Source organism: Paenibacillus sp. GQ49 (assembly GCF_059759055.1).
In genome coordinates, this window is the sequence record NZ_JCAXEL010000001.1 from 721148 (window position 1) to 736218 (window position 15071).

Here is a 15071-nt window from a genome sequence, read left to right on the forward strand (position 1 = left end):
AATGTCTTGCTCCTATTGTAAAGGAAGGATATCACACTTGTTCACTGTTTCTGTAAAAAATGGTGCAGTTCTGTGCTTGCGACTCACCTTACCTCTGAGGTGAACTTGCGTAATTGTATCATTTTATATCCACTCTCATCACATATCGTCCTCGCCCGTGAATATACTTAATTACCGACAGGCCAAACTGTGCCGCGTAATCAATGGGGGTGCCTACATGTCAAATTCACACCAGCCTTACTCGTTCGTTGTGTCGAAGGAAGATTGGTCGCTTCACCGCAAAGGGTACCAGGACCAACAGCGCCATCAGCAAAAGGTGAAAGATGTCATCAAGCAGAATCTGCCTGATCTGATTACGGAAGAAAACATCATCATGTCTGATGGAAAACAAATCATCAAGGTACCAATCCGCAGTCTGGATGAGTACCGTTTTGTGTATAACTACCAGAAGCAAAAACATGTCGGTCAAGGAGACGGTGACAGTCAGGTCGGAGACGTCATCGGTCGTGATCCCTCTGCTTCGCAGAAACCCGGCAAAGGCGAAAAAGCTGGCGATCAGCCTGGTCATGATATTGTGGAAGCCGAAGTTAGTATTGAGGAATTGGAAGATATGCTCTTCGCTGAGCTGGAATTACCCGATCTGAAGCAGAAAGACAAGGATCTGATTGAGACACATACGGTAGTTTTCAACGATATTCGCAAAAAAGGCATGCAGTCCAATATTGACAAGAAACGTACCATTCTGGAGAATCTGCGTCGCAATGCAACGACTGGTACGCCAGGCATCCATCACATCAGTCCGGATGACCTGCGCTACAAGACATGGGAAGACAAAATCATTCCACAATCCAATGCCGTTATTATTGCCATGATGGATACATCCGGGTCCATGGGTTCGTTTGAGAAATACTGCGCGCGCAGCTTTTTCTTCTGGATGACCCGTTTTCTACGCCGTCAGTATGAGAAAGTTGAGATTGTTTTCCTCGCCCATCATACGGAAGCCAAGGAAGTAACCGAAGAAGAGTTCTTTACCCGTGGCGAGAGCGGAGGCACCATCTGCTCCTCTGTATATATGAAAGCACTGGATATTATTGACAGTCGTTATCCTCCTTCAAGCTACAACATCTACCCTTTCCACTTCTCTGACGGGGATAATCTGACCTCGGATAACGAACGGTGTGTGAAGCTGATCGGTGAGTTAATGAAACGTAGCAATATGTTTGGATACGGCGAAGTGAATCAGTACAACCGCAGCAGCACACTGATGTCGGCTTATCGTCATATCAAGATGGATCAGTTCATGTATTATGTGATCAAAGAAAAAGGCGAAGTGTACAAAGCTTTGCGCAGCTTTTTCCAGAAACGGGAAGGAGGCAGCGTTAGATGACAGATGAGATCCGCGACCTAGAATACGCTATTGCCGAGATTATGGAGATTGCCAATGGTTTTGGTCTGGACTATTACCCCATGCGGTACGAAATCTGCCCATCGGATATTATTTATACATTTGGAGCCTACGGCATGCCGACCAGATTCAGTCACTGGAGCTTTGGCAAAACATTTCATAAGATGAAAATGCAATACGATTTTGGACTCAGCAAAATTTATGAGCTTGTCATCAACTCCAACCCTTGTTATGCCTTCCTGCTGGATGGCAATTCCCTGATTCAGAACAAATTGATCGTAGCCCACGTATTGGCACACTGCGATTTTTTCAAAAACAATGCCCGCTTCTCCAAATCCAACCGTAATATGGTCGAAAGCATGGCCGCTACGGCGGATCGAATCAGTAATTATGAGATGGAGTACGGAACGGAAGCGGTTGAAGCATTTATCGATGCCGTGATCGCAATTCAGGAACATGTGGACCCACAGCTGATTAAGCCCCGCCATTTGGACAAACAACGTTACATGGAGATGAAAATGCGGGAGCAGCGCGGTGAGAAAAAACAACGGCCCGAAGGTCGCTATGATGATCTATGGTCGCTTGATGTTGTGAAGACCGAAGAAACACCCGCCGAAGGTATTCAGGTCCATCACTTTCCGCCTGAACCAGAGAAGGATGTCATGTGGTTTATTCAGGAATTCTCGGAAGTGTTGACCGACTGGCAACGGGATATCATGAGTATGATGCGTGAAGAGATGTTATATTTCTGGCCACAGATGGAAACCAAAATCATGAACGAGGGCTGGGCATCCTACTGGCATCAACGCATTATTCGTGAGCTCGATCTCAACAGTGAGGATACGATTGAATTTGCGAAGCTCAACTCCTCCGTGGTGCAGCCATCCAAACAAAGTCTGAATCCGTATTATTTGGGACTGAAGATTTTCGAGGATATTGAACGGCGCTGGGATAACCCAACCCGGGAAGAACAGGATCGTTGGGGCCGTAAACCAGGCCAAGGTCGTGCGAAAATGTTCGAGGTGCGTGAATTTGATTCCGATACCTCCTTTATCCGGAATTACATGACCAAGCAATTAACCGAGGATCTTGACCTTTACGTCTTTGAGAAAAAAGGCCCGGACTGGAAAATTACCGACAAGTCCTGGGAAAACATACGGGATCAGCTCGTATTTTCACGTGTCAACGGAGGCTCCCCTTATCTGGTCGTGCAAGATGCCGACTATATGCGGACAGGGGAACTCGTACTGAAACATCAATATGAGGGCATCGAGTTGGACCTGAAATATATGGAGCGCACCATGCCTTATCTGTATCGCCTCTGGGGGCGTACGGTACATGTGGAGACACGTGTCGAGGATAAACCGATCTGGTTTACGTATGATGGCAAGAAACACCACCGCAAATTTATGTAAGGTTTTCGATTATCATTATTGGAAACGAAAATATAAATGCTCTTATCATGGATGAGATTAATGATTAATAATAAATAAGGACATAAAAAAGCGGCAAGTTCCCGACATACACGGGGACTTGCCGCTTGGCATTTCATAAAATTAGGATGGTACTGGCGGGATACCATTACCTTGCAACCGCAGCGGTACAAAAAAATCATGCTCCACTTCACTTGCTGGCAGCGGACGACTGAAATAATACCCCTGAATCTCGCGGCAATCATTCTGCATCAGAATATCCAGTTGACCTTTCGTCTCAATGCCTTCCGCAATGACTTCCATCTTGAGATTCTGTGCCATTGATATAATAGTCGCCACAATGGCTTGATCGCTGTGACTCTCTGTAATGTCCGTTACAAACGAACGATCAATCTTGAGCTTGTGTATCGGGAAATGCTTCAGATAACTGAGTGAACTGTATCCCGTACCGAAATCATCCAGGCTGATCTTGACACCCAGTGCTGTCAGTTCATTAAGAATCGCCGTGGATACGACTGCATCCATCATCATGCTCTCTGTTATTTCCAACTCCAGATATCGAGCCTCCAGCCCTGTCTCCAAGAGTGCATTCTTGACTTGTTCTACCAAGTTGGATTGGTGGAACTGCTGGCTCGACAAGTTAACCGATACTGGAATGAGTGGTCCGCCACTGGCATGCCAGAGTTTCATCTGCCTGCATGCTTCCCGCAGCGTCCAATTGCCAATCTCATAGATCATGCCTGTCTCTTCTGCAAGCGGGATAAACACATTGGGTGCGAGCAGACCTTTGAGTGGATGGTTCCAACGTATAAGAGCCTCCACACCAATCATGCGGCTATCCTCGGTACGAATCTGTGGCTGATAGTACAGGACCATCTCATCGCGTTCCAAAGCTTTACGAAGATAACCCTCCAGCTCAATGCGTTCATATAGTTCCGAATCCAGTTGGGCAGTGTAGAATTGGAAACCATTTTTGCCGTTTTTCTTCACTTCATACATGGCGGAATCCGCATGTTTCAGCAAAGCATCCACGCCAACTCCATGATCCGGGTACATCGCAATTCCAATGCTGGCGGTTACGTAAAAGTCATTCTCCTTCAGTCGATAAGGTAACTGAATGGCTTCAACAATCTGTTTTGCAAGTTCTGCCACTCTTACTTCTGTCGCTTGACCCTGGGTCACAACGAGTGTAAACTCGTCCCCGCCCATCCGGGCTAACATGACATTCTCCATAGCCAAGGGATCAGAAGCTTCTATGGCTTTCATGATCCGGTTGCTGACTTCTCTTAGAAATACATCTCCAATGGAATGTCCCAGCGAGTCATTAATCATCTTGAAACGATCTATATCCATCACCATAACGGCAAAAGAATTCCCTTTTTCTGCTGAATCGTTAATCGTACAAGCCAGCACATCATCCAACTTACGCCGATTGGGCAACCCCGTCAACGGATCATGCAAAGCTTGGTGACGAATCTTCTCCTGAGCCTGCTTCTCCTCCGTAACGTCTTTGATTAAAATGTGACTTCCCACATGTCTGCCATCAATGACAACAGGAACTACAACAATACTAAGGTCCAGAAGTTCACCCTGTATGTCTCTCATTTTGGCCATGTAGTGCGCCTGCTCCAGCCCATGATCATCCCAATCGATGGAATCAAATTCACTTATCCACTCTATATCGATTTGCTGAGCGATCTCATCAATGGAACGATCCATGACCTCTTTTTCAGGATATCCAGTAATTGTTGTTACAGCAGCATTAATACCTTTGACAATACCTTCCTTGTTCACTGAAATAATGGCATCCGAATGGTTATGATACAGGGCCTGATACCATTGCTCATTCTCATGAATCCGTCGATCTTTCTGTAACATTCGCTGATTGATAAATATGCCAAACAACGTCAAGCCCAAAGCAATAAATGTGCCCGATGCGATCAGGTAGGCGAGAATGCCCGGTTCAATCTGCATACCTGAACTTACCATCGAGCCATGTGAATGATGGAAATGTGCGGCTGACATCCCGGTATAATGCATGCCAGAGATTCCAATACCCATAATGAGACCGCTGCCCATCTTGTAAACCCAGGTATGTCTTGATTGATGATAACGGAAGAAAAACATGAGCCACAATGCCGCAAAGGAAGCAAGCGCTGCAATCAAAATGGATAACACCACTCTGCCTGGTTCATACGTAACCGGAGTTGACATCGCTGCCATTCCCACATAATGCATCGAGCTGATCCCCGCTGTCATCAGCACTCCAGCAATTATGAGCTGGCTTATCCTGCCCGATTGTCTACCCGCAATGTTCAAGGCCACCCCTGATGCGACAATAGCAAGTAGAACAGATAAAACAACCTTACCGGTGGAATAGGAGACTTGCGTAGGCAGAACAAAAGCCAGCATACCTACGAAATGCATGGACCAGATTCCCAGCCCCATCGAGACTGCACCGCAGGTAAGCCATACATTCCGCGCCATCCCGCTAGCCTGACTTACACGGCCTGCAAGGTCAAGGGCAGCGTATGAAGCTAACGATGCAATAATATAGGATAAAATAACAAGTTCTAAGTTGTACGTACCATGTAGGTGCTCCACTCACTCTGTCCTTTCGACCGGGAAATGCCTTGTATGTATGCAAAAATGTAAAAAAGAAGCGAGTGCGCTGTCTGGATGACAGGCACTCCCTCCGCATCATTTGACTCGTGACTACAGACTTAGTTGAAGCCGTTGTCATACATTGGAACCCGTTTATTTGAATGTATATAGTCTAAACGTCCCAGCCTTTAAAATCAACACTTATTTCCAGATATACGATGTTGAACAGCTAACATTTTCATATTCTAATTCACAACAAAATATTCTATTTGCGAGTCAATAACAGACTGCCAAAACCGGAAGTATCTTGATAAGAATTACCTGATGAATCACTCCAGATGGACACACTGCTTCGCTTGCCATCCCCCGCGCCATCATCATTAACTTGCAGATCAAATCCAATCCATCTTTGCCCTTCAGCACGAACGCTATCTAGTGGGATTGCCACTTCCACTGTATACCCTCCGCTTGTTAATCGGGTAGCTGATTTGAAACTTTCTTTCCGTGCATTTCCTCCAAAAGAAGCCTCATTATCAAAATTGACCCGGTACTGGGCGTCATCCTCCTGATAGAATGTTGTCTGATCTTTGCTCGGGTCGATAAAAATCTCGATTGAATCCTGCTCATGTGCATTAGAACTTAATTTGCTTCGCAAAGGATCTTTCACATCTGCCAATACGTACAGGTATTTCTCATCCCATAACAGCTGTGCAGTCGCCGTTGCACCGGAGTTTCCGACCACCCAGACATCCGTTTTAACAGATGCAGCCTTTTTCCAGACGTTATCCTTTTTCGCATCAATTACAGGTTTGCCATAAGTGACCTTGGTTTGTTTCAAAACAGAACCGAGCTTCAGTTTGCCCCGGTTGGCTGGTTTGTCGGGCTGCTGATTGGAAATATCATTCCAAACGATGGTCGCTGTCTTTCCAGCAGCAGATTCATCCGTAATCCGAAAATCCAGAGACAAGACCTGGCCTTCGCTAAGTAAAGCAGCTGACATAGGTAATGATGCGTATACAACATAACCGGTTTTTGTCTCCTGTACGTTGTAAGTATTTTTATCTTTGCCTTTACCGCCATCCCGTTTAAATGTATATTGACCATTTGCAGACGGTGGATTTTTCTTCTTGGCAGACAGATCAGCTTCAGAAGTTGCAGCACCTGTCCCCTTGACTTCTTCCGCGAGGAAAACCTGCACCTGATCCCCTTTGCGACGTGTGGTATCCTTCACTTCCACTCGTAAATTCACCTTTTTGGCATCCCACATCATACGAGCCTCACCCGTAACCGCAGATGTACCATCTGCCAGATGATTAATTTCGAGTCCTTTCACAGCACCCCAAAGAATATCTTCCTGCCCTTTGTGATTCGGGAAAGAAGGGCTGGCCTTCAATGCTGTCCATTCATTACGATAGATCGGAAGAGTGGTAGCATCCACCAGTGCCCAAAATGCCGGTTTTGCTTTTAATTTACGATCAAATAACAATGGTGCATCTTTGCGTCCTTTGACTGGATGATTGTCAAGCCATGTACCATCATCCGCAAGTCCCCATACTGTAACGCTGTCCATTACGCCGCGTTTTCCCAACTCGTCGAACAGGTCGAACAGTTCACGATAACGATAAGCTTGTTGCAGCATTAATTCATCTGTGACAGGCATCTCCAGTTCAGAATTACTTGAATAGATCGAAACGTCCAGCTCTGTAACCTGTACATTCACACCAAGAGCGATCACTTTCTCAAAAGCCTCACGAATGAGCTTTACATCCGGTCCGTACATCGACACATGCATCTGGAATCCAACCGCATCAATCGGTGTTCCTTTGGCAAGCAGCTTCTCTACAAGCTTCACCATATCATTTACCTTGTTTCCATTGCCCTCCATTCCATAATCGTTAATCACCAGTACAGCATCGGGGTCAGCCTCACGTGCATAACGGAAAGCCAGCTCAATGTAATCACTGTCATCTCCGTCGCCATCTACATCCCCAATAATATCTCTCCACTTGGAATTACTGGCCTCATTCCGCAAGCCGCCTCCATCCGAGATGACTTCATTGACGACATCCCATGTATGAACCTTTCCTTTGTACCGGGTCACGATGGTTTGAATATGGGTTTTCATCCGTGCAAGCAACTGTTCCCGCGTGGCAGGTTTCGAAGCATCGTTTGGATCTGTAAAGAACCACTCTGGCACCTGACTATGCCATAACAGCGTATGACCTCTGATTTCCATGTCATTTGCTTCGGCAAACTCCACCAGGCGATCTGTCTCTGACCAGACAAATTGTCCTTCCTGAGGCTGCATCGCATCCATTTTCATAAAGTTTCCAGCTGTAATACTATTAAAATGTTTCGTCAACAGCTGGGAATGCGGATCTTCCGCATCCAGTGCAGACTGGTCGATTGCCGCTCCCATTGCATAGTGTTGTCCCACAACATCCACTAGATTCGGAATGTTCGGCTCTATTTCAATTTTTTCGGCTTCCGTAATCAGTACATCATCCACGTAAAAAGTAATCGTATCCGCCGGCGTCACTTCCGCTGACGTCTTCCAAGGTGTCTCTGCATACATCCGGAATCCGGTGATGCCGCTATTTTCTCCAGGGATCACCACATCCGCCTCGATTTTTTTCCACTGTCCCTTGTTCAGAGTTGCAGAGGCAAACGTAGCATATTCTCGACTTGAAGCGTCGTTATTGTACTCTTTCTCCAGTGAACCGTTAATAACCTGACTGTCCGGCCCTTCATCATACATGGCCCAAAAAGAAATATGAACCGTGCTGCCCTTCTGTACATGGTCTATTACTTCAATTAATGGTCCATGGAACGTTTCGGTACGGGAAGAGGTTCTCAGGCTCCGTGTACTGTCGTGACCTACTTGCGTTACGATATCAAGCTTTTCACTCGCACGTGGACACCATTGTCCCAACACACCATCTTCAAAATTAGCCTCAAACAGTACTTCATCATCGCCAGTCTTAACGTCCGCAGCCGCAGCACGTGTCCCTCCTGTTCCCACACTTGGGAACAAACTGAAGATCAATACAGCCGACAAGCACAAGCTCCACCATTTTCTCAAATGCATCCGATCTCCTCCTTGGTTGGTTGTTTGTGAAGAGTAACCTTTGTTCTGTCATGCTCCAGCCCTTTACAAGATCGTTGTGCAGGATTGGATAGACGTTATTCAACAGAAATTGTAAGCACTTTCATTATACGATTGCCAGCGAACTTTGTTTACCCGTTAAACTATAGGACTTATTTTAAAAACTCCACCATAATATAAAACGACAAAAAGCACAGCTTGTTAGCTGTGCTCCATGTCACCGTCATTACATATTTACACTTTTAAAGGTGCTGTCGTCTGACGGACAACCAGATTGGAAGGTTCCGTCACCACGGGAGGAGAATAAGATGGATTCTCGATCATGGCAATCAGATATTCGATGGACTTAATGCCAATGGAATAGATATTCTGATTCACCGTGGTCAACCCCGGTTTGAATACCTCAGCATAATACGTGTTATCGAACCCGACAACCGAGATATCTTCTGGTACACTCAGTCCATGCTTTTCAATTTCATGAATCGCACCAAAAGCAGACATGTCTGATGCACAGACAATTCCCGTTGGTTGATCCTGAAGTGCCAGCAATCGTCGGGCAGCCTTGCTTCCTCCGTCGAAGGAATAATCGCAGATCTCCAGATATACCGTAGAATACGGGATGCCGCATTCTCGCAGCCCTTCCCGATATCCTTCCAATCGCAGATTGGCTACGGCAGGTCCAAGTGTCCCTGAGATATAGGCAATTTTGCGGTGCCCAAGCTCATGCAGATGTTTGACACCCATCGAGATCCCGTTCGCGTTATCCGTAGTAATGTAACCGGCACGCTTGCCCAACATGTCCGTATCGATAAACATTGTTGGAATCTCTGCATCCACCAATTCCTGAATACTCGTGTTTTCTCTGCCTTCCCCGAATACCACAACGCCATCCACATTACGACTGCGGCAATGTTTGATAAACGAGTACGCCGGATCATCGAATCGAGTAGACAACCGGACCAGATCATATCCACTGTTCTCCAGCGCTGTCTTGATCCCTTCCAGCAACTCCGACACAAATGGGTTCGTAAACGGAACCGTTAACAGTACGCCCACCGTCCATGAACGGCGTTTGACGAGTCCACGTGCGACCACATTGGGTTGATATTTCAATAATTCGATGGCTATATTGACTTTTTTGCGTGTTTTTTCACTTACATCAGGATAATCGTTTATCACTTTGGAAACGGTTGCAACAGATACTCCCGCTTCCTTGGCTACATCATGGATAGAAGCCATCTGATCACCTCAACCTCTTTCAAATCCCCTGTCTCCGGCTGCATTTTCTATAACATCGGCAGGTTTGTCTACCCATTATAGCTTAAAACAGCCTGAAACGGTATGGAAGGTTCCTAATGCTTTTAAGCTCTATTCCTGCTGTTCCAGATTCTTCAAATCCAGAGACAGTTTCTCCATTGTTGTTGCAAATACAGCGAGTTCAGCCGAGCGTGAAGCTTGGCTACGTGCTCCGCGAGACGTATGATCCGACTCCTGCTGCACACTGCTCAGTTTCTTCATGATCTGCTCCAGATTAGACTGAATTTTACCCTGGGCGTCCCGAGAACTGGCTGCAAGCTTGCGCACCTCACTGGCGACTACTTCGAAGCCACGTCCAAACTCTCCTGCATGAGCAGCTTCAATCGCTGCATTCAGACCGACAAGATGACTCTGATCCGATATCTCGCGAATGAGTTCACCCATTTTTCCAATCTGATGGATCTCCCCTGTCAATTCGGTGAGCAGAACCTGAGCCTGATCCTGAGAAGCCGCTGTTTCCTTGGCTACACTCGATATAGCCATTGCACTTTCATTTAATTCACTAATCATGCCCGTAAGCTCTTGGGTAATCTGCGTAATCGCCTGCAATGTATGTTGTTGGTCATCGGCAAGCTGATGTAACTTTTCTTTTTCTTTCTTCTCATAGGCTTCAAGGACAAGCTGTGAATCCAGATTGAACATTTTGCTGAGCGCTTGAATGACAAGATGCCAGGAATCAGGAATAACCTGTTGGAATATGCTCGTTGCAATATCCAGGTAGACCATATAGGTACCCAGATAATAATCTTCAGACAGACCAATCCGTGAATGCACAAGTCCAATCGCAATTCGTTGCTCAATATATGCGTCGTCCACGATTCCGTCCGTCATCGATAACCAGTACATCTTCTGTGTTTCTTTTAGACGATCAATGGTAGAGAACCTTGCGATCAGATCTACCAATTCAGGATAATTCCCCACATGATTGTAGAAATGATCCACCACTTCATTAACGACTTTTTTAAAAACAGGCCGATGATCGGCAAGTAGTTTTAGATCCCTTGTGGTTAATCCCATGTAATCAAGTTGCTTCTGTCTTGTTGCGGAAATACTGCTCATATCTGGTTCAGTCAGCTCCTTAATAAACACTAAATACTTCAAATTGTAAATATATGTATTGATTATAGACTAAAATACCTAAATATACATATACCATTAGAACTAATTCTCTTTAAAATTAACCTTATTTGTCAGCTTTTTAAATTAATATGACCTTCATGTAATTAAAAAGGCCCTGACTCTGCTGTTAAGGAGCCTCACAGCAGACATCAGGAGCCTGATCCGGAATGGTTTGTTGCCGATTAGCGATTAAGCAGACTGCCCACATAACGTAACAGTTCATTCGCGCTGGCTGCGGTGTATCCATGTTCCTCAATTAAGCGTTTAATGACTTCATTCATACGTTTTAATTGTGTTGCATCCGGTGTTTTGGTTGAGGTTGTGATCTTGACGATGTCTTTCAGATCGGTGAATAACTTCTTCTCAATCGCTTCACGCAAACGGTCATGGCTGCTGTATTCGAACTTGCGCTCCTTGCGGGAGTAAGCCGAGATTCGGATCAGAATCTCTTCTCTGAACGCTTTCTTTGCATTCTCGGAGATCCCGATCTGTTCCTCAATGGATCGCATCAGACGCTCATCCGGGTCCATCTCTTCATCCGTGAGCGGATCACGAATCTTGGACCAGTTGCAGAATGCTTCAATGTTATCGAGATAATTTTCAAACAACGTTCTGGCCGACTCCTCGAACGAGTACACAAATGCTTTTTGCACTTCCTTCTTGGCCAGTTCATCATACTCCTTGCGTGCAAGAGCAATGAAGTTCAGATAACGTTCCCGCTCTTCCTTTGTAATCGAAGCATGTTGGTCCAGACCGTCCTTGATCGCCCGCAGAATGTCCAGCGCGTTAATGCACTGAAGATTTTGCTTGATCAAAGCACTGGAGATCCGGTTAATGACATACCGTGGATCAATGCCGGACATCCCTTCATCCAAATACTCATTTTGCATCTCGCGCAGATCGGCTTCTTTGTATCCTTCCACTTCTTCACCATCATACATGCGCATCTTTTTAACGAGATCCATGCCTTGTTTTTTTGTTTCCTTCAAGCGGGTAAGTATCGAAAAAATGGCTGCAGTCCGCAGGGCATGCGGTGCAATATGAACATGCTTCATGTCACTTTGCTGAATGAGCTTGGCATAGATTTTCTCTTCCTCGGATACCTTCAGATTGTACGGAATCGGCATGACAATCATCCGGGATTGCAATGCCTCATTCTTTTTGTTGGAGATAAAAGACTTATACTCCGATTCATTTGTATGCGCCACAATCATTTCATCCGCACTGATTAAGGCAAAGCGCCCTGCTTTGAAGTTCCCTTCCTGCGTAAGCGAAAGGAGATTCCACAGGAATTTCTCATCACATTTTAACATCTCCTGGAACTCCATTAACCCACGGTTCGCTTTGTTCAACTCCCCATCAAAACGATAGGCACGTGGATCGGATTCGGAACCAAACTCCGTAATGGTGGAGAAGTCAATACTACCCGTCAGATCGGCAATATCCTGCGATTTCGGATCCGATGGGCTGAACGTTCCTATTCCCACGCGATTATCTTCGGAAACAATGACCCGTTCCACCGGCACCTTGCTGATATCACCACCATATTCGGTACGGAGCCTCATCTGGCAGGATGGGCAAAGATTACCCTCAATGCGGACTCCAATTTCCTTTTCCACTTCAGGACGAAGCTCCAGTGGAATCAGATGCAGCGGTTCCTCATGCATCGGGCATCCATCAATGGCGTATATGGCACCTTTCTCTGTCCGCGAGAACTGTTCAAGCCCCCGCTTCAGCAGCGTCACCAGCGTCGATTTTCCTCCACTTACGGGACCCATCAGGAGCAAGATCCGCTTCCGTACATCCAGACGGCGTGCTGCCGAGTGAAAGTATTCTTCAACCAACTTTTCAATCGAACGGTCCAGCCCAAAGATCTCCTGTTCAAAAAACTTGTACCGCTTATGCCCACCTACTTCTTCCACCCCAAACGATTCAATCATCTCATACACTCTGGCGTGAGCCGTCATTGCCGGAGTCGGGTCCTCTCTCAGCAGTGCAATATAATCTTCAAATGTTCCGTTCCATGTCAAACGGTCACTCTCTGCCCGATGTTCCGCAACGCGTTCAAAAATATTCATGCTTGGTACCTCCCATGGCTCCTTTAGTGTGATTGTCAACCATTCCGAATGGTATGAAGAAATCAATAGAATTGCGGCTCCTGCTTGAATACCAATCTTGCGGTTCTGTGTAGTTCCGCCACCCTCTGTCCAAACGTCTTGTTTTGTTGTGAAAAGTGTATTACATACCTATGCGGCAATTCAGATAAGTTGACCTCTTTTTTTCAATCCACCGCTTCGAATTTTGGCTTTTCCCTGTTCTATCAGACATCTTGTGCCTTCAGAAAAAAAAGAACGAATATGATATAATGAGGGTTCTAAATTCAGGAAACCGGACAACACATGGTCAGAGACAGGCCACTTCTGGAAAGGAGCACGGACGATGGCAGTGAAATACGAAACCGAACTATATTCGCCTGTGAAGGCTTTCTTCGAGCAGCGTGGCTTCGACGTCAAGGCGGAAGTCAGACATTGTGACCTCGTCGGAGTCAGATCGGACCAGGACGAACCACTGATCGTGGAGATGAAAAAAACATTCAACCTCTCCCTGTTATTGCAGGGCATGCAGCGCTTGAAGCTTAGCCCGTTCGTGTATCTGGCCGTCGAGCGCAATCGCAGTAAACGCGGAGCCGTGAACCAACGCTGGAGCGAACTGGCTGCACTATGCAGACAACTTGGTCTGGGGCTGCTGACTGTCACATTTTACAAAACCAAATCCCCCCTAATTGATGTACTGTGCGAACCTTCAGCCCAGACGCCCCTTACTAGCGCCAATCAATTTGCCCGCAAAAGCGGTGTTCGGCGGAAACGATTGCTCAAGGAATTTGACGAACGCAGCGGAGACTACAATACGGGAGGCAGCACACGAAGACAGCTGGTCACAGCATATCGTGAGAAGGCTTTACGTGTCGCATCCGCTCTACGGACGAACGGAGAAGCCTCTCCGGCCAACCTTGCCAGACAGACAGGCATAGGTTCTGCAGCAGCGATTCTCCAAAAAAATTATTATGGCTGGTTTGAACGCCTCTCCCGTGGAAAATATATTTTGACGATTAAGGGAGTACAGGCGTTAACCGAGCATGCACACATGCTTGAGGATAATGATATGATTGAACGAACCATTAATGAACTGGATGTAACGTATTCTGTATCTGGTGAAAATAAGGACGACCTTGCACACATCGCTGAAACAGCGGAGCAGTACTTGAAAAATACAGGCAAGATCTGATTCTGAATCATCTGAAAGTAACGGATACGAAAAAATGAGAATGCAAAAAAAACACCTGTAATCTCCACTGGAGACTACAGGCGTTTTGATGTGTTCTATATAAATGATTGCTATTAGAATTTTACGGCTACTTCGGAAGCCAATTTCAGACCTGCAGTAACGATTTCTTCAGCACGATCTGCAGAAGCGTTATGTCCTTCAACGATAACCACTTCTGGGTTTTGAATGCCCCACAAGCCGAGAACTGTTTTCAGGAAGTTCAGGGACATTTCAGCAGCTGCCATTGGGCCTTCGGAATATACGCCACCACGTGCGTTAAGCAAAGCTACTTTTTTGTCGCCAGCAAGTCCTACAGGACCTTCAGCAGTGTATTTGAATGTTTTACCAGCTTGGCTCAGGTAAGCAATGTAGTTTACCAATGGAGCTGGAACAGTGAAGTTCCACAGTGGGAATGCAAATACAACTTTGTCAGCTGCCAGGAATTGATCTTGCAATTGTGCTGCAAGTGAAGCTGCTTTTTGCTCGTCAGCTGTCAGTTCAAAACCGTTAGCTGCTTTGTAAGTACCTGTGATAGCAGTGTTACCATAGAATGGGAATTCTGTATTGTAGAGATCCAACTCAGTAACTGTGTCACCTGGGTGGGACTCTTTGTATGCGCTCAAGAATGCATCGTACAATTTAACGCTGACTGCTTGATCTGCAGGACGGTCATTTGCTTTAACAAATAAAATATTAGACATGTTGAATTTTCCCCCGTTAGATAAAATATATGAGTGCTTTTTCTGAACCGGCCACCATTGTA

The 15071-nt window shown here is 46.0% G+C and carries 9 protein-coding genes; 3 read left to right on the forward strand and 6 right to left on the reverse strand.

The window, feature by feature from the left end; all coding sequences use genetic code 11:
* The first annotated feature begins 217 nt into the window (after positions 1 to 217).
* Both yhbH and AC6CIF_RS03340 read left to right on the forward strand, forming a co-directional pair.
* Complete coding sequence (gene yhbH, locus AC6CIF_RS03335; protein ID WP_036609998.1) at positions 218 to 1387, forward strand: sporulation protein YhbH; 1170 nt, start codon at positions 218 to 220, stop codon at positions 1385 to 1387.
* Positions 1384 to 2820, forward strand: a complete 1437-nt coding sequence (locus AC6CIF_RS03340; protein WP_498197873.1) for a SpoVR family protein — start codon at positions 1384 to 1386, stop codon at positions 2818 to 2820. The genes yhbH and AC6CIF_RS03340 overlap by 4 nt, the downstream gene beginning before the upstream one ends.
* Positions 2821 to 2961: 141 nt before the next feature.
* On the opposite strand, the gene AC6CIF_RS03345 is transcribed toward AC6CIF_RS03340, so the two are convergent.
* The 5 genes from AC6CIF_RS03345 to AC6CIF_RS03365 all read right to left on the reverse strand — a co-directional run bounded on the left by AC6CIF_RS03345 (position 2962) and on the right by AC6CIF_RS03365 (position 13062).
* Positions 2962 to 5442: an EAL domain-containing protein gene (locus AC6CIF_RS03345; RefSeq protein WP_498197874.1), complete on the reverse strand. Its 2481-nt coding sequence runs from the start codon at positions 5440 to 5442 to the stop codon at positions 2962 to 2964.
* Between the two features lie 265 nt (positions 5443 to 5707).
* Entirely contained in the window at positions 5708 to 8530 is a 2823-nt protein-coding gene (locus AC6CIF_RS03350) for an endo-1,4-beta-xylanase (protein WP_498197876.1), read from the reverse strand.
* Positions 8531 to 8782: 252 nt separating this feature from the next.
* The gene (locus tag AC6CIF_RS03355) at positions 8783 to 9787 is read right to left on the reverse strand and encodes a LacI family DNA-binding transcriptional regulator (protein WP_221823030.1); all 1005 of its coding nucleotides are present in this window, start codon (positions 9785 to 9787) and stop codon (positions 8783 to 8785) included.
* Between the two features lie 129 nt (positions 9788 to 9916).
* The gene (locus AC6CIF_RS03360) at positions 9917 to 10924 is read right to left on the reverse strand and encodes a protoglobin domain-containing protein (protein WP_498197878.1); all 1008 of its coding nucleotides are present in this window, start codon (positions 10922 to 10924) and stop codon (positions 9917 to 9919) included.
* A 242-nt stretch (positions 10925 to 11166) separates the two neighbouring features.
* Positions 11167 to 13062 carry a PrkA family serine protein kinase gene (locus tag AC6CIF_RS03365; RefSeq protein WP_036610009.1) on the reverse strand — a complete coding sequence of 632 codons (1896 nt, stop codon included), beginning with the start codon at positions 13060 to 13062 and terminating at the stop codon, positions 11167 to 11169.
* Positions 13063 to 13423: 361 nt separating this feature from the next.
* Here AC6CIF_RS03365 and AC6CIF_RS03370 point away from each other — a divergent pair, with 361 nt between their 5' ends.
* The gene (locus tag AC6CIF_RS03370) at positions 13424 to 14269 is read left to right on the forward strand and encodes a DUF2161 domain-containing phosphodiesterase (protein ID WP_498197881.1); all 846 of its coding nucleotides are present in this window, start codon (positions 13424 to 13426) and stop codon (positions 14267 to 14269) included.
* 113 nt (positions 14270 to 14382) lie between these two features.
* Here AC6CIF_RS03370 and AC6CIF_RS03375 read toward each other — a convergent pair whose 3' ends face one another.
* On the reverse strand, positions 14383 to 15009 hold the full coding sequence (locus tag AC6CIF_RS03375) for an FMN-dependent NADH-azoreductase (RefSeq protein WP_036610012.1): 627 nt from the start codon (positions 15007 to 15009) through the stop codon (positions 14383 to 14385).
* Positions 15010 to 15071 lie beyond the last annotated feature (62 nt).

Excerpts from the sequence above, each read along its gene's own strand:
- yhbH (WP_036609998.1), top strand. The coding sequence starts at position 218 with ATGTCAAATTCACACCAGCCTTACTCGTTCGTTGTGTCGAAGGAAGAT.
- AC6CIF_RS03340 (WP_498197873.1), top strand. The coding sequence starts at position 1,384 with ATGACAGATGAGATCCGCGACCTAGAATACGCTATTGCCGAGATTATG.
- AC6CIF_RS03350 (WP_498197876.1), bottom strand. The coding sequence starts at position 8,530 with ATGCATTTGAGAAAATGGTGGAGCTTGTGCTTGTCGGCTGTATTGATC.
- AC6CIF_RS03355 (WP_221823030.1), bottom strand. The coding sequence starts at position 9,787 with ATGGCTTCTATCCATGATGTAGCCAAGGAAGCGGGAGTATCTGTTGCA.
- AC6CIF_RS03360 (WP_498197878.1), bottom strand. The coding sequence starts at position 10,924 with ATGAGCAGTATTTCCGCAACAAGACAGAAGCAACTTGATTACATGGGA.
- AC6CIF_RS03365 (WP_036610009.1), bottom strand. The coding sequence starts at position 13,062 with ATGAATATTTTTGAACGCGTTGCGGAACATCGGGCAGAGAGTGACCGT.
- AC6CIF_RS03370 (WP_498197881.1), top strand. The coding sequence starts at position 13,424 with ATGGCAGTGAAATACGAAACCGAACTATATTCGCCTGTGAAGGCTTTC.
- AC6CIF_RS03375 (WP_036610012.1), bottom strand. The coding sequence starts at position 15,009 with ATGTCTAATATTTTATTTGTTAAAGCAAATGACCGTCCTGCAGATCAA.